The sequence below is a fragment of the Roseomonas aeriglobus genome (genome assembly GCA_016937575.1).
Lineage (GTDB): Bacteria > Pseudomonadota > Alphaproteobacteria > Sphingomonadales > Sphingomonadaceae > Sphingomonas > Sphingomonas aerigloba.
In genome coordinates, this window is the sequence record JAFHKN010000002.1 from 3,072,217 (window position 1) to 3,087,885 (window position 15,669).

A 15,669-nucleotide genomic window follows, 5' to 3' on the forward strand; every position below is an offset into this window, starting at 1 on the left:
CGAACCCTAGGCAGACGATATGCCCAAACGATCGATCAAAGAAATCTTGTCTATACTGCTCCTCGGCGTGCTTTATCTCACGCTAGCTGCTGCCGCGATTAAGCTGACCCGCTTCGAAGGCGGGGTTGCCTTTATCTCTGTGGCAAACGCCGCGCTCCTTGCCCGATTGCTGACGCTGCGGCCTCCGCGCTGGATGCCGCATTTGGCTAGCTGCGCACTCGCCGGGATGGTCGCAACCGCCTGGGTCGGCCTCGGGGTTGTCGCGGCCATCCCGATGGCATGCGTGAACCTTTTTGAGGTAGTAGCGGCGGCGTTAATCCTTCGGCGCGTTAGCCCGAGCCCCAGCAAGACGGGATCTCGGGCAAGCCTCCCTTGGTTTTTGTTCGCCGCAGGCGGGGCGGCTCCTGCGCTGAGTGCGTTCGGCGGCGCAGCAGTGGCGACGGTGCTTGGCGGTGACAGCTACTGGGGCAATTGGGCGCACTGGTACGCGGGCCATGCTTTGGGTGCGGTGACCTGCACCCCGATCGCCGTTTATTTCCTGCGCGGCGATGCCAAGGCTTGGGCTATGATGGCGAAGCCGGCGGCAGTAATTGAAGCGGCTGCGTTAATTCTGCTTGTCGCCCTTACCAGTGTGTTCGTGTTTGCGCAGGACGGATTTCCGCTATTGTTCCTGCCCATGCTTCCCATAATTTTGGCTACCTTTCGACTGGGTCGATTAGGTGCGGCCGCGTCTATCGTCTTGCTAACTGTGATCAGCGGATGGCTTACAATTGCTGGGCACGGACCCCTTGGTCTGTTGACCGGGCCAGTCGGCGAGCGAGTACAATTCTTTCAATTCTACTTAGCGTGCATAGTCCTCACGATACTTCCAATCAGCGCGGAACTCGCGCGCCGTAACGCACTCTATCGACGCTTGCACGAAAGCGAGGCGCGCTATCGGCTCCTCACCGAGAATTCGACCGACATCATCGTCAATCTCGATCTGAGCGGCCGCATACGGTTCGCTTCATCATCGATCCAACAGATTAACGGGTACACACCCAAAGGCGTGATCGGCCGTCGCGCTTCGCAGATGGTCCACCGGGAAGACCTGGGCGAGGTAATTAGAGCGCATGCAAGAGCTATCTCAGACCCAAATTGCACAGTCATCGCCGAATTCCGCGCTCGGGATTCGATTGGTAAGACGCGATGGTTCGAGACCCAGACCCGTGCAGTCATCGATGAGGCGGGCAGGGTAAACGGATTGGTGAGCGCGATCCGTGACGTCGACCACCGCAAATCAGTCGAGAGACGACTTCTTGCGGCGGCGATGACCGACCAGCTAACCGGCATTGCGAATCGGGGCGCGTTTGACGCGCAGCTCAATCTCGCAATTGAGCGCGCGGGACCAGATGGCTTTGGATGTGTCGCGTTGTTTGACCTCGATCATTTTAAGGCGGTGAACGATTGCTATGGTCATGCTGCGGGCGACGCGGTTCTTCGCGTCTTCGCGGATCTTGTGCGTGATCGGATGTGCGACAGGGACTTCGTCGCGCGCTTCGGCGGCGAGGAGTTCGCGGTCATTCTACCTGGTGCGACAGCCGAACAGGCCGAGTTGATCTGCGATCGGTTGCGCGTGGCTGTTGCCTCGGCCTCGATTTCGGTCGCGGGAGTCAGCATCCATGTTACCGTCAGCGGCGGTGTGGCTCGGTATGACAGAGCCGTCACAGCCGCAGGGGTTCTGGCCGCCGCCGACCGGGCGCTTTACGAGGCCAAGAAAGCGGGTCGGGATCGCTTGAGGCTAGCTGCCTAACAGGTTCAACCGACAACGGAGGTTCGAAGAAACTCGTCCCTCTGTAAACGTTGCGGATTCGCTCGAATTTTCCCTCGTATAACTCTCACGGATAAGCCCGTTCGCTTTCTAAAGTTTCAGCCATCCGACGGCATTGCAGAAATCCCGCTCTCGCCAAGAAACGGATGAACGTTAAGCGGTTGTGTAGCTTGCAATTGAATTTTGTCGTTAACCCCCCGTTTACACCATCCTGTAATAATTCCAGCACTTAAAGGGCCGGGTTTATGCCAGGATGGTTTAGCGCAAGTCGTGTCTTTCGTGATGATCATCGTGCGGCAGTGCTGCCCATGATGGCGATAGGGCTTATCCCTGTCATCATTGCTCTCGGGTCAGCAATCGACATGGGGCGGATCTACGTTGCAAAATCGGCGCTACAGGCCGGGGTTGATGCTGCGGCCTTGGCAGGCGCTCGAGCCTACAACGTATCCGGCAGTATGCCGACATCCCGCGAAAGTCAGGTTAACGCGTATTTCTTTGGCAACTTCCCGGACGGCACGATGGGTGCTCAAAACCTATCGCTGACACCGCGGTTTGAAACTGTAGCTAATCGCAATCAAACGACGGTCAAGGCGACAATAGATTTGCCAATGACGTTCATGCGCGCGTTCGGGTTCTCACAGCAATCGATAGAGGCGATAGCGACCGCTGAAATACAGCCGCACCCGCTTGAGGTCATGATGGTGCTCGATAACACTGGCTCGCTCAGGGCGAACCTGCCTGCCGATGCAACCGGGGTGATCAAGACGCGCATTTCGGCCCTCAAGGACGCCTCGCGCAGCTTTCTCGACATCCTTTATCAGGGCGCCGAGTCGCGCGCCGACCTGGCGCTCGGTTTCGTGATGTACGATATCACCGTCAACGTCGGAAAGTTGCTGCCGTCGGGAATGGTGAAGCAAAAGGCAGCCTACAACGATCAGTATATGAACTCGTATGGCGGCACATGGCCAACACAGCCGCTGGCTTGGAAGGGATGTGTCTTCGGCGACACAACCGTGCGCGACCTGACCTCTACTGTAAGTTATGCCGACCCCGGCGCTTGGGACATCGACCGCACGCTACCAGGTGAGAATGGACATCCGTCTATTGAGCCATATTTTATCCCGCCGTTCTACGTTCCTCGGATTGCTGCGAGCGCCGCCGATGCGGCAACAAAGTCCAACTCGACCGGTGATTTCTACAAATACTCGTCAGTAGAGCCTGGGTTCAACCTTTATCGGCTGCATGCGAGCTACGCCGACGCTATGCTGAATATGGACCTTTCTGGTGATAACTTTGCGTCGAATCCCTATCGGCGCTGGTTTTATCAATATTACCTCGGGCTCAATAACGGTGCTACGACGGCGGCCGACGACGTAATCACGACAACGAGTGGAGCCTACTACGATCCGTCCACCATGACGTGGGATTTCAAAACGAACACCGGAACGCCATTTAAGGTAAATTACGATCGCATTCCGCGTTTAAGTGCGGATTGGCGCGACCCAACTGCTTACCGCATCAATCCTAACGGTGGATCCACGGACAACTCCAGTCAGAACAAGACTGAAACACCCTCCCCCAATTGGCAGTGTCCGGAAGAGGCCGAGCCGATCACCTACGGTCGATCGAAGAACTACTGGCTGAACGTAGTAAGTCAGAAAAACGCCGCGATCTATCCCGCCAACGGCACACTGCATCACGCAGGTTTGTTGTGGGGATATCGATTGCTGGTCCGCGATGACATTTTCAAGCGGGTCAACCCTGTCAACGAACGGGCAAAACGTGCCTTAGTGTTCATGACAGATGGCGAGACGGCCCTGGGTACGACGCAGAACGGATATACCGACCGCACCTGGACTTTTTACGGAAATTATGCGGATGCGCCGATTAGCGCAAACGCTGGTAACTTAATCAGTCAGTCGGAGCGGCGCTTTGCTAAAACCTGTGCGTCGTTGCAGGCTGAGGCGAACCCGCCGAAAGTTTATATCGTCGCGCTGACCACTACGGACGCCGGCACGCTATCGATGTTCGAGAAATGCGCGCCTAGCCACGTTTATCGGACGTCCGACGCGGCAACCTTAAAGGCAGCGTTTGACGACATCGCGTCCGAGCTCGTCGACCTGCACCTGGTCAAATAATCATGGCCACACTGTCTCAGTGCGAGCGTGGCGTGACAATCGTCGAGTTCGCCTTTCTGTCACCGATAATGTTATTTTTGATCTGTGGGGCGGTAGAGATCGGCCACCAGATATTTGCACGCCAAGTGCTTGAAGGGTCTGTGATGGAGGCCGCGCGCGCGGCGACGGCAACTCTTGAATCAAGTGAGGCTGAACGCATTGCGGTAATGAACGCACGGATCAAGCTCGACATGAAGCAGTTTCCCGCGCCGGCTGGACGCGAGATTTCCATAGTGACGAAGGTCTATGCCGATTTTGCTTCAGTGACGCCGGAACTGTACACCGATAGCAACAAGAATGGCACATATGACTTGGGGGAGCCCTATGTTGACCGTAATAAGAACGGGCGCTGGGACGCCAGCGTGCCAAAGTCAGGAACGCTAGGCGGGCCGGGAGACGTTGTTAGCTACACTGTCACTTATCCCAAGCGTGTATTATTCGGTTTCGTCGGGGTGGTCACCGGCATGACAGACGGCGTCGTCCCACTGTCAGCGACTACTGTCGTGCGTAACGAGACGCTGAGGCGTAACTCATGATTATGAAACGACTACGCGACGACCGCCGTGGCGTCTCGTTCCTGGAATTTGGGCTTATCCTGCCAATCTTTTTAGGCTTCACGCTGACCGCGATCGAATTTGGAAACTTCGTCATGGCTACCAACCGGGTTCAACGCTTGGCCGCAATGTCGAGTGACCTGGTGGCGCAAAGCGGCAGCGGCGAGATCGGGGTCACCGAGGCGCAAATCTATGATTTGTTCAACGCGTTCGATCTTAGTGCAAAGCCCTATGATCTACGCAATTTCGGGCGCATCGTAATTACAGGGGTACAGGGAACTGATAACGACAACAACTCGATAGTCGAGAACCGGATTCTATGGCAGCGCTTCGACGGCGGCTATGCGACGATGGCGCCCCTTGTTGGCTGCAATCAGGCGAATGCACTTGCAACCTTGCCGAATGGGCGGACACTCAACCTAGACGAGGTACTGTTCCATGTCCAAATAAGCTACGAATACCAACCACTGTTTTCGATGCTACCATTTCGCATGGCGAGTCTTGACCCGGCAATCACTCGGGTTTCTATGTTCCGCGCGAGGTCTAAGGACTTCACGTCTCCGGTTCCCGACAACCGTTTCCCACCAAAGAAAAATTGCAGCAGCCCGACGGGGCTTTAGTAACCCGTTTATTGGCCTCTGCTGATGCCAGCAGTCTGTTCACGGGGTTGTTATCAACTTTCAAGCAGAGTGAGTGGCATTGCCCTTTGGAAGTTCCCTTTTTGGCGTGATGGGCTGAGGGCGAATTGGACAGCCCTTCGCATCCTTCCCGCGTATGCACCGCCAGAACAGGTAGCGCGAGCGCGACAACCGTCGCGCGGCCGACGCCAAACGATGGTCCCGTGCGTCGGCGCGATCTGGCGTACCGGCAAGTCCCCCGCCGGTTGCGATAAAAAGCCTTAGGACTTAGCCGGAATAGCGTGTGCGGACATTTGAAGGCTGAGGCGGCTTTGCCGTTCGTGCCAACGCGGAGGCGGTTTCGATCGGCACAACAAATTGTAGCCCGATCAGACCGTCCTTTGCCCAGCGGACTTGCGCACCCACTTCCGAGAGCGTTCCAATCCCGATAACGAGCGTCTCACCGACGCGGAACGTATCGCAGGCGTCGATGCATGCGCCCGCCGTGGAAAGATTGCGGACCCTGTGCATCGTCGTCGCGGCCCGCCCAAAGCGTTCCGCCGTGGCAGATAGGAACACGCTTTGACGGGGCATTCTAACTTGATGCACAGCTGTCGACATGCTGACCGTTTTTGCACGGAAAGGGTAAAGAAGCGGTGATAGCGGCGGACAGCGCTGCTGCGCGCCCGCACGACATCGCTCGACACGCAAGTTTCAAAGGTAGGCTAGCGCGTCGATGCGATCTGGCGGACGGTAAGGGTGCCGACCGAAGGGTCAAGCAAGAGAGATTTTTCTATTGCCTATTAAGGGCAGAACGATAGATTTAAATAACGCGATCGCTGATCGTTTCGGCTAACAACCCTTCCCGCTCCTTGCCCAAGCTGGGGTCAGGGGCCCGTTGTCTCGCCTGCGGATCGCAGTTCCGCATACTTTCGTGTGATCGTCGGGATGCTGTCGAGAACGAGCTGTGCCTTCCGTTGCTCTTCGTTGAGCGACTGTTGGAGGGCGCTCTGCCGCCGGCCAAAGTCACCAACTCAACGATCGCTAGCAGCGAAGTGTATACGGCGATCTCAGAATTCTCGAATGCGTAATTGGCAAGCGAGTTCTTGATGATCTCGTCAGGGGCAGGGATTTGGGCGAGAGCGGCGACGTTGCCTGTGAAACTCAAAACGGCGTCCTTCACCGTCGAAGGCGAGGTTTCGAAGTCGGTAATGTCAGCTTTTGAACACGTGCCGATTGGAAGCCGCTATTCCGGATACGGCCCAGTAGCGGCCATAAATCCCGCCCGCCCGGCCATTCCCAGACCGACACGGCACTCTATGCGCTGATGGGCATAACCGTCTGCTGCAGACACATCGGCATTGCAACTTAGACTTTGTCGGTGTGCGACAACATCTGTTGGTGCCCCGTGTGACCGATCGGCGAAGAGCACGAGAAGTGGAGTGGATGATGGAGGTCGAACGCTGACGTTCGGATGAAATTCACAAGGACCAGGTAGATGACCGACCACCCCGATGACCTGCAGGCCAAGCACCTCAAGCGCATCGCTCGGCGCGTGCGCGGGATCGCAACGAAGGCCGCCGCGGAGATCGGTGTCAAAGCCACCGTCACCATTAACCCGATGATTGATCGGCGGAGCGGCTATGATGGCTTCCGGGTGGTGTTGACCCTGGCTGACGTCGAGCTGGTGCTGTTGGTCGACGAGGTGACCGCCGGCAATGACAAGACGACGTTTCTGGCCGCCGCGATCCGCGCAAGGATCAGCGAGTTGCTGGCGCAACATGACCGCTTCGCCGAGCGCGTCGCGGCGCTCCGGGCACGGGTCGAGGCGTCGATCGATCGGGCCAACGCAGGCATGCGGCTCGCGGGGTTCAGCATGGCGCCCTTGCCGATACAGTGCCCGTTCGACTGGCGCCGTGAGGAGCTGGAAGCGGCGGTCGAGACGCTCGACCCGATGCTGCGACCGGAGGTGTCGGCGATCGGCGGTACGAACGGCCGTGATTTCGCGGGCAGCATGCGTCTTATCGCGCCGTCGCAACGACGCCGGCAGCGGCGCAAGGCCCGGCTTGACGCGCATCACGCGATGCTGGAAATCGACGCCCTGGCGGAGGCAGCGATCGCGCGCAGCGGGCGCGACCCCGCGGCAGTGATCGCCGACCTGCAGACAAAATATCGGCAGGCCGACCTTTACCGCAATGGCGATTCCGGCGTCGATGTCACTTCCGTGTCGGTCGTGTTGTGGGAAGGGCGCATTTCCTTGTGTGCCCGGCTGGCGACGACGTCGCCGACCGCGCTTATCCATGGGTCGGAGCTGCGGCTCGATCGGGCGCTGAACGACAGTGATCTGCAGCATGTGGTCGGCCTGTCAGCGGCCACTCTGCTGGACGGCGAGCCACTGCTCGGCGACGCGGTGATCACCTCGGCGCGGGCGCGCGGTGACCGTTATACCGACGTCCGGCTCGGCATGCGCCGACGGTTCATTCAGGTGGACGAGCTGCAAGCCGCCTGAGCGGTCGCGACGCCATTTCACTGCCCCCGTAAGACACAAGCCCGAGCGTCCGGGGCGACGCTCGGGCTTTTTATGTACGACCCTGTGATCTTCGATCACGATGCGGGATTGCCTGGCTCTTCATCTCCGTCGGCCGATGCGCCGACATCCAATCCGTCGAGCACTAACCCATAGTCGTTGCGCAGGCCTTCGCGCCGCACGCTGGTGCGGCGCTGGTCGTGATTGCGCATGGTGCGTTTTGCTCGGAGGCTGAGCGGCGTGCCATCCCGCTTCGCCTCGGTCCGCTCGGCTTCGACCGCGGCATAGGCCTCGGTCAGCACCTTGTGGATCGCGTGGTGCAGCTTGATCTCGACGCCAGCGTCGCCGGCAAGAAAGTCGAGCAGCTCCATGATCGTCCGCGCCGTGTCCTGGCGGTTGGTGATATGCTCGTCGATCCACGCGCGGCCATGCTCGTCGAGCGCTGCCTCGAACGCCGCGTCGCGCCGCTGATAGGTGCTGATCGCGCGCAATAGCGTGAACGCCGGCCCCATTGCGAAGGCACCCGCAAGCAGCTTCGCCTCATCGATCCGGAGGCGGTAGCAGACCGCCGCGCGCAGATGCGCGTCGGCGTGCCTGACCGCCAGCTCGCACTCCTCAAAATTGGCTTCGGCCTCGGCCAACTTCTCGCGCGCGACCGTAACCTGCTGCGCGGCCAGCTCGCGCCGGTCGACCGCCGACTGCCATGCGCCGCGCGCCGACTTTTTCTGCCCGCGCTCGGGGTCGGTCAGGCGGTCGGCTGACGCCGGTGCGCGACCGCCCTCGATCCAGTCGAGCCACTGCCGCGCATCGATTTCCGCGGGCAGGATTTCGAGCGCCCGCGCCATCAGCCACGCATCGCGTTCGCCGCCGTCGACAAGCTCGGCGACGCGCTCGATCGTCAAAGGATCTTCCTTGCCGAGCAGAACGAGTTCGGCCAGCACCTTGACCAGTGCCTGCGCCACTTCGGGCGGCTGCTTGCCGATGTTGAATGCGTTCATGGTGCGACCTTTCCTGTCCGGTGCCCGACGAGGGGCGACCGGCGGAAATTACGGTCGATCGACACCCCCTTCAGGGTAACCTGAACCGCAGACACGGCCTCACGCACGCGAGGCGCGCAACGGGCGCGTGCGACACGCACAAGCGGATGTGCCACGCGCGTGCGCATGCGCCACACGCATGCGAGTGAGGGAGGAAAGGAGGAAGGTTTTGCGCAATAAGGTAGTCGTCGGCGACTACCGATGGATGGGGGGAGCAGGATGCCGCTCAGGCCCAGTGGGCGAACGATCGCCCGAAAAATGGCCGGTCGTCGAGGCCGCGGTCCGGCAGGCATCGCGTTGGTCCGCCGCTGTCGCTCCGGAAGGCGAGAAGGTTTATTTCTGAGAAGGTCTGGCCGGCGCGGCGTGTCGGAGTCATCCTATTGCCATGACCTGAGCTTCGAGAGCCACCGTGAACCTGTCCGAGCGCCTGTTCCACGCCAATGCCGCCGTTCGCGCGATGATCTCGCGGCAGGCGCTGGAGGAGCTCGGCGGGGCGAAGCCCGGGCGGCGGGTCAAGGCTGAGAAGCGATTGGAACGGCATCGCCAGGGCGGGGGATTGTCACGCCGGAATATCGACCTGAGTTTTCCGGCACCGCCACGCTGGCGACCGATGACAACGGCCGGTGCGACGAGCTTTCACTTCTCGCTATCTTCCGTGAGCAACGTCAGGCCGGCAGGCAGGAAGGCGCCGAATGGTGCCCTGGCGTTCGAGCGTTACATCACAGCGGAACAGGACCGGGCGACGGTCAACGAACGCTACGTCGTCGATAGAGACGAGGGTGTAGAAGGTAAGTCGCGAACGGCCTTCGTGGTCAGCAACATCTCGCGCGATGCGGCGGAGCGCGAGCGGTTCTGGACGGCGGTGAGTGCCGCCGCCTCGACACCATCGCCGCCAAGCTTGTGGGTCCGACCGGCTTGCGGCGACCTGTCGGAACTGATCCGCCTGAACGAAAACCCGGCCACGCCGCGGTCGGTTTGCAAAGGGCTGCTGAAAGTCATCGGTGCGTCGAATGCCGGGAGCAAACCGACATGCCGTCGTGTCCATCGCATCGAACTCGATGACCACGCTCTGGCGTGGGCAGAGGCGCTGGACATCAGCCGGTATGGATCGCGTCGCGATGAGCGGTTGATCCACTTCGTCCGTCCGCGCGGCGGGGTCCTACAATGGCAAATCGAAGCCGAATTTCCGGATGAACTCGGCGACCACGACAACCGCGCAATCGCCGAGGCCTACGGCTCATTGCTTGATAAGTTGGGACTGAAGTACACGATAGCGGCACACGAGCCGACGCACCGCAACGACCCGCGAAATCGCCATCCGCACATCTTGATCTACCCAGGCGTATGTCGTCAGGGGTGTGATGGCCAGTGGGAGTTTCGCGGCGGCAAATTGCAGCCTGGCGATCTCGCCGCCCGATTGGGCGGGGCGACCCGGGAAGAGCTCCTCCGCCTGAGTTTTAAGCAGCGGTCCGCTGCCGACGTCGCCGCGCTGCGACATGCCTTTGCAGAGATCGTCAACGACCGGCTGACCGCCTGCGGTGTCCGTCGTCGCTACGATCCGCGAACCTATAAGGAGATGGGGATCGATCAGGTACCCGGCGAGCACTTGGGCAGCGCCGCGGCCGCACTGGTCGACGCCGGTTTTGCGGTTGAGATCGACCGTCGCAATGCGGTGAAAGCCTGGTCCGCACGACAACGGCTAGCAGAGCGGGAGATCGCCGCCGAGCTCGATCGGCACGACGTCATTCTGCACAAGCTCGATGCTGCCGCACCGGCCGGCGACGAAGACGAGTTGGCCAGATTGCGCCGGGCCTATGAGAACGCTCGCGACCGTCTGGCCACGACCCTACGCGCCGTAGCAGATTGGGATCTTTCGACCGAGATGGCCCGGTCCGCGGCAGAGCGCCTGGCGGCGAAAACCTCCGACATTCTGGCCGCAATCGAGGACGGTTCGGCCAGCCCCGCGGAGGCGCGAGCGGTCGCGACTTATCGTGCGCGCAGCGAGATCGCGTGTGCACATCTCGACGCCGTGCACGAAGCGATTGAGCCGCACGGCGATACGGTGCGCGCGGCGCGACGCGAGGTCGCCGATCTTCGTCAACACCTCGCCCAATTCGATCGGCAGATCAATGAAACGATCGAGCGGCGGAGCGTTCCTCAGGCGAATGAGTGGGCGGCCCGGCGGTGGGGCGAGGGCACCGTTTTATTGCCTGCCCACCATCCCGAGCCACGCGATACCGAGGCGCATTTCGATGCGCTCGTCGAGCATCTGTCCCGGCAGCGGTCGGTCGAGTGGTCGACTCCGGCAGACCGCTTCGTCTTCATCGTTCGATCGGGTAGCAAGAGCGAACGATATGTCGCTACTGGACTACGCCAGGCTGACCGCGCGTTGATCGCGCAACAGCCCTACAAGCGGCGGTTCGATGCCGTAGTGCAAGAGGCCGGCAAGCTGCAGGACAAGGAGATCGGGCGCGTCATCGACTACATCGCGGCCCACGGTGAGGCGTCACTGCTCGGATCTGACGGAGGCGCACCGCATCGGACCGTCAGGCGCCACTACAGGCTATACCGGCATCATCCCAGGTTCGGCGATCTGCTGCCGAGCGCGCAGGCCAGATTCGATGCCTCACAACGGCCTGTGGTGAAGCCGCAACCGGTAGAGGCGTCACCCGCCGCCGCGCTGATCGTAGAACCCGCCCCCGTTGCGCTCACGGCTTCGAAACAGCGGCCGATCGAGTTGCCCCCTCCCGTGACGGCGGTAGTGATCAAAGCTGCTCATTCAATGACGACGTCCCGGAATCTCAGCGAGGCAAATGCCAAGGCCAGCGCCGTCGCGTCGGCATCGCAGGCCGTGACGAATACGACTATTCAATCGGCGACGCGCATCCCGCCACATATATCCGCCGATGCTGACAGAGGCGGCGATAAACCGGATCAAGGAAAGGACTCTATGTCTCCTCGGATCCGTCCGGATGCGCCGCTGCGCGAAGCTAGCGATGACAAAGTTGAACTCGGCTACGGTGATGGACCGACGCTGCCACCCAAGGCCAGTTCTCCATCGCCAGTTGGCCCGCAGACAGTCGAAAGCGCCGAGGTTGAAGCGATCAATCGACCGTCGCTGCAGACGCCCGACGAGCGTCAGAAACAGATGGAATCGCTGACGCGCGAAGCCGTGCCGACGCAGGTCGCCTCACCTTCCGACACCGCGGACGAGAAACACGAATCCGCCGCAGTGCCGGCAACGCTGGATGACTCTGTTGTTGCTAATCGAGAAGCGCTTGAGGCCAGAGCCGACGCTAAAATCGCTCCCAAGCTTACAACAGCACCGACGCCGCCGAGACGTCGTCCGCAATCATCGCCAGAAAGCGACGAAGTTACTTCTCGACCGACGCCGATGGAGCAAGCTCGCCGCCTCGCACAACAGCGTGGGCCGATATCCTCTACCGCCACGGTTTCGTCACCGACCACCACGTCGCCGTTCGTTTCAAATCGCAAGGCCGAACGGCTAGAGCTGGCCCGGCAAGTCGTAAGCGACTTCCGAGAACATACACTCTATCAGCGCCTGTCGACGGCAGACCTCAAAGCCTTCGAAGCCGCGCTCGTCGGCCCGATGACCGATCTGGTGAACGGGCGTATTTCTCTCAGGATTGAGAATGGCAAGCTGCTCGCTGCAAGCCGGCATGAGGAGATCATCGATCGACTTCGCGTCTTCGCCACGGTCGATTGCGGTTACTGGCTTCTGGCCCAGGCGGCGACAGTCATGCCGGCCGAACCGCAGACCGGCGAGGAGTGGGCGGTGATCGATCAGACAGGCGTGGCTGCCGCCGCGCCAGCACCACGGGACCACGGCCGCGGGCACTAACGATGGTAGAGCGCCATCGATTTATCGGTGGCGCGAAGAGGATTGGGAAGGAGCCTAAGGCTGTACCGTGAGGTGAAATTTCCCCGTGCGCCTCGCACGCTCGCAGCCGGCGGCAGCGCCGAACGAGAAGACCTTCAAGTGACCAACGACAATCGCATGCGCCGCCTAGCGGATGTGCAAATTATCGGCGCGACCCTCGCGCTCGTGAAAGCCGCCGGATGGACGGTAGAGAAGGACGCCGCGACCGCGCTGCCGATCGACTTCTGGAATTATCTCTACGTGCCGGAGGCTTCGTTATTGCTCGTGCCGGCCATCGAAGACCCACGGACGATGGGTGGATCGGTTGCTGCCGGTGTCCGCGCGGCACGTAGCGACGCGCTGGTCGTGTCGCTCGGCCAAGGCGCCGATGGTATTCGGCATATGTCGATGTCGATCTGCCAATGGTCGATGCTCGAAACCCATTGGCATGGACCGCACTTGCCGTGGCTGGCAGCTGACGGCGCCGTGTGGTTGGTGCCCGATCACCGCGCACCCGTTGATGCTCAGCCTTCGTTCCGTCTTGGCGACGACGCTCTCGATCTGCGCTCAGCGCCCTTCACCAATCATATCGATCACCGTCGTGGCCTCATCGCCGCGCGCGATCTGATCAATCAGGCTCTGGAGGGCTGAGCGATGGATTGGATCAGCCCTGCGAACGCGATGAGCATGGTGTTCGACGACCCAGCACGAGTCGGACCGGACTCGGATTTCGGCTTCGCCCTGCTTTGGTCGGGCGATGGCAAGGGCGGCAGTCATCGCACTGCCGACCTTGCCCGCGCGAAGTTACAGCCCCGGAAGCCCTCCGCAGCTGATATCAAGGCTGCGGGACCAGAGTGGGCGGTCACCGCCGCCGACCATCGGCTGCTTCTGGCCGATGGCGTGGCTGATGTTTGCGGCGCCCGGGTGTTCTTCGAAAGCTATGACGCAGCGGTACGGCCTGGTCAGAACCTCCTCGCCGTGGTGCAGACGTTGCGCTTTCCGCCGTCGCTGCCCCGTCATGCTATGATGCACGCCGCCTACATGTACGTGGCGCTGTGCCTACAGCCGAAGGCGCTCAGCAGCCTGATTGTGCAGCACATGCCTTCGGACATTCGATCGAATCGCGCACCGCACCTTCACATCGTAACGCCCGTTCTGACCCATCACTTGTCCGGATACAGCGCTGTCCATCCAATGTTCGAAGATACACCTGCTGTAATGCACCGTTCCTTTGCGTCGGACTGGCAACGTGTACGCCAGGCGCTGGCAACGCTGTCTACTGCTTAGGGTCAGGACCCATTGATGTGGGAGGCGCGATCTGATTCAGGCTCCGTGAGGAGAGAGTGGATGAGCGACCTGTACTGGCTGACGGATGAGCAGATGGCGCGTCTGCAACCGTTCTTTCCCAAGAGCCATGGCAAGCCTCGGGTCGATGATCGGCGGGTGCTCAGCGGCATCATTTTCGTCAATCGCAACGGGCTACGCTGGTGTGATGCACCGAAGGACTATGGGCCGCACAAGACGCTCTACAATCGCTGGAAGCGGTGGAGCGAGAGGGGTATTTTCCTGCGAATGATGGAAGGTCTCGCGGCAGCGGAGGCCGTGCCGAAGACCGTCATGATCGACGCGACCTACCTGAAGGCACACCGCACGGCATCGAGTCTGCGGGTAAAAAAGGGGATCTCGGCCGTCTGATCGGCCGCACGAAAGGCGGCATGAACACCAAACTGCACGCCGTCAGCGATGCGGACGGGCGGCCCTTGAGCTTCTTCATGACCGCCGGGCAGGTCAGCGACTACACCGGCGCGGCAGCCTTGCTCGACGATCTGCCGAAAGCACAGTGGCTGCTTGGCGACCGTGGTTATGATGCCGATTGGTTCAGAGACGCCCTGGAAGCCAAAGGCATCCAGCCCTGCATCCCGGGCCGCAGATCGCGCAACGAGCCGGTCAGATACGACAAGCGCCGCTACCGGCGCCGCAGCCGCATCGAGATCATGTTCGGCCGTCTGAAGGATTGGCGCCGCGTCGCAACTCGCTACGACCGCTGCCCAACCGTCTTCTTCTCTGCCGTCGCCCTCGCGGCCACCGTCATCTTCTGGCTATGACCAATGAGTCCTGACCCTAATTCGCGCGTACATCGACTGCCTGTGCGGGTTGAAACCCTCCGCAGGCAGTCGCCGAGGTTCGGTCCCCGTGACACCAGCGCCCAGCCCTTCCTCACGGTAGAGCCGCTGGGTCTTCTTGCGGTTGATCGTAATGCCGTCTCGGCGCAGCAGGATGTGCAGCCGTCGGTAGCCAAACCGCCGGCGCTGCTGCGCCAACTCACGCAAACGCGACCGCAGGTCGCTATCATCCGTCCGGCAAGACCGATACCGCATGCTCGTGCGGTCCGCCACGACGACAGCACACGCCCGCCGCTCGCTCATCCCGAGTGTCGCCTGGAGATGAGCGACCGCTTGCCGCTTCGCGGCGGGCGTCTCCACTTTTTTGACAGCAGGTCTTTCAACCCCGCATTGTCGAGCATCGTGTCCGCAAGCAGCCGCTTGAGCCGCGCGTTCTCCTCTTCGAGCGACCGCAGGCACTTCGCGTCAGATACCTCCAGGCCGCCGAACTTCGCCTTCCATGCATAGTAAGTCGCGCTCGACATGCCGTGCTTGCGGCACAGCTCCGTCACCACGCACCCGCCTCGGCCTCCTTCAGGATGCCGATGATCTGCTCTTCCGAAAACTGCTTCCGCTTCATTCCGTCCGTCCCTTCGAGGGGCCGGTCTCTAGTTCCAGGTGGATGAAGAAACGGGGGTCACGTCATACCGCTTGTATCGAGCCGGGTCTGCCAGCCATCTGCTGCCGCAACGCCCGATGACCGTTCTGGGTGGAAACTGGTGTGGCCGCCTTGGGGTGGTGTGACCAGGGACCTGCTTTTCATTCATAATAGCCGATTTCGTAGCAACGCGTAGCGGTCATTCTAGATATCCGCACCATTTTACGGCCAGCGCATTAGCTTTGACGATGCCAGCGCGACAGAAAATACGCGCTCCGGCCACAGCTTATATTCTCTATAGAAAAAA

12 protein-coding genes and 1 pseudogene are annotated in these 15,669 nt (G+C 60.8%); 9 read left to right on the top strand and 4 right to left on the bottom strand.

Annotated features, from left to right (window positions below; genetic code table 11):
* Positions 1-19 precede the first annotated feature (19 nt).
* The 4 genes from JW805_15075 (at position 20) to JW805_15090 (ending at position 5,161) form a co-directional block, all read left to right on the top strand.
* Positions 20-1,792, top strand: coding sequence for a diguanylate cyclase (locus JW805_15075; protein MBN2973331.1), 1,773 nt, complete (start codon positions 20-22; stop codon positions 1,790-1,792).
* Positions 1,793-2,055: 263 nt separating this feature from the next.
* Positions 2,056-3,948 carry a Tad domain-containing protein gene (locus tag JW805_15080; GenBank protein MBN2973332.1) on the top strand — a complete coding sequence of 631 codons (1,893 nt, stop codon included), beginning with the start codon at positions 2,056-2,058 and terminating at the stop codon, positions 3,946-3,948.
* 32 nt (positions 3,949-3,980) lie between these two features.
* Positions 3,981-4,523, top strand: a complete 543-nt coding sequence (locus JW805_15085; protein ID MBN2973333.1) for a pilus assembly protein — start codon at positions 3,981-3,983, stop codon at positions 4,521-4,523.
* Positions 4,520-5,161, top strand: coding sequence for a pilus assembly protein (locus JW805_15090; protein ID MBN2973334.1), 642 nt, complete (start codon positions 4,520-4,522; stop codon positions 5,159-5,161). The genes JW805_15085 and JW805_15090 overlap by 4 nt, the downstream gene beginning before the upstream one ends.
* A gap of 285 nt (positions 5,162-5,446) precedes the next feature.
* On the opposite strand, the gene JW805_15095 is transcribed toward JW805_15090, so the two are convergent.
* A complete protein-coding gene (locus tag JW805_15095; GenBank protein ID MBN2973335.1) occupies positions 5,447-5,737 on the bottom strand; it encodes a PilZ domain-containing protein in 291 nt (96 codons plus the stop codon).
* Positions 5,738-5,981: 244 nt separating this feature from the next.
* Positions 5,982-6,341: a hypothetical protein gene (locus tag JW805_15100; protein ID MBN2973336.1), complete on the bottom strand. Its 360-nt coding sequence runs from the start codon at positions 6,339-6,341 to the stop codon at positions 5,982-5,984.
* A 315-nt stretch (positions 6,342-6,656) separates the two neighbouring features.
* Between JW805_15100 and JW805_15105 the strand changes: the two genes are divergently transcribed.
* On the top strand, positions 6,657-7,667 hold the full coding sequence (locus JW805_15105; protein ID MBN2973337.1) for a hypothetical protein: 1,011 nt from the start codon (positions 6,657-6,659) through the stop codon (positions 7,665-7,667).
* 95 nt (positions 7,668-7,762) lie between these two features.
* Here the strand turns inward: JW805_15105 and JW805_15110 are convergent, their stop codons facing one another.
* The gene (locus tag JW805_15110) at positions 7,763-8,683 is read right to left on the bottom strand and encodes a hypothetical protein (GenBank protein MBN2973338.1); all 921 of its coding nucleotides are present in this window, start codon (positions 8,681-8,683) and stop codon (positions 7,763-7,765) included.
* 448 nt (positions 8,684-9,131) lie between these two features.
* Here JW805_15110 and JW805_15115 point away from each other — a divergent pair, with 448 nt between their 5' ends.
* From JW805_15115 to JW805_15130, 4 genes are all read left to right on the top strand, one after another.
* Positions 9,132-12,584, top strand: a complete 3,453-nt coding sequence (locus JW805_15115) for a MobA/MobL family protein (GenBank protein ID MBN2973339.1) — start codon at positions 9,132-9,134, stop codon at positions 12,582-12,584.
* Positions 12,585-12,611: 27 nt separating this feature from the next.
* A complete protein-coding gene (locus JW805_15120) occupies positions 12,612-13,253 on the top strand; it encodes a hypothetical protein (GenBank protein MBN2973340.1) in 642 nt (213 codons plus the stop codon).
* Positions 13,254-13,256: 3 nt separating this feature from the next.
* Positions 13,257-13,889: a hypothetical protein gene (locus JW805_15125; protein MBN2973341.1), complete on the top strand. Its 633-nt coding sequence runs from the start codon at positions 13,257-13,259 to the stop codon at positions 13,887-13,889.
* A 60-nt stretch (positions 13,890-13,949) separates the two neighbouring features.
* Positions 13,950-14,707, top strand: a protein-coding gene (locus JW805_15130) for an IS5 family transposase (protein ID MBN2973342.1) whose coding sequence is annotated in 2 segments (ribosomal slippage) — positions 13,950-14,271 and positions 14,271-14,707 — 759 coding nt in all. Because the reading frame shifts where the segments join, the coding sequence is not laid out codon by codon here.
* A gap of 102 nt (positions 14,708-14,809) precedes the next feature.
* On the opposite strand, the pseudogene JW805_15135 reads toward JW805_15130, so the two are convergent.
* Positions 14,810-15,344: pseudogene (locus JW805_15135) on the bottom strand (transposase).
* Positions 15,345-15,669 lie beyond the last annotated feature (325 nt).

Coding starts and splice junctions, on each gene's coding strand:
- JW805_15075 (MBN2973331.1), top strand. CDS start 20: ATGCCCAAACGATCGATCAAAGAAATCTTGTCTATACTGCTCCTCGGC.
- JW805_15080 (MBN2973332.1), top strand. CDS start 2,056: ATGCCAGGATGGTTTAGCGCAAGTCGTGTCTTTCGTGATGATCATCGT.
- JW805_15090 (MBN2973334.1), top strand. CDS start 4,520: ATGATTATGAAACGACTACGCGACGACCGCCGTGGCGTCTCGTTCCTG.
- JW805_15105 (MBN2973337.1), top strand. CDS start 6,657: ATGACCGACCACCCCGATGACCTGCAGGCCAAGCACCTCAAGCGCATC.
- JW805_15110 (MBN2973338.1), bottom strand. CDS start 8,683: ATGAACGCATTCAACATCGGCAAGCAGCCGCCCGAAGTGGCGCAGGCA.
- JW805_15125 (MBN2973341.1), top strand. CDS start 13,257: ATGGATTGGATCAGCCCTGCGAACGCGATGAGCATGGTGTTCGACGAC.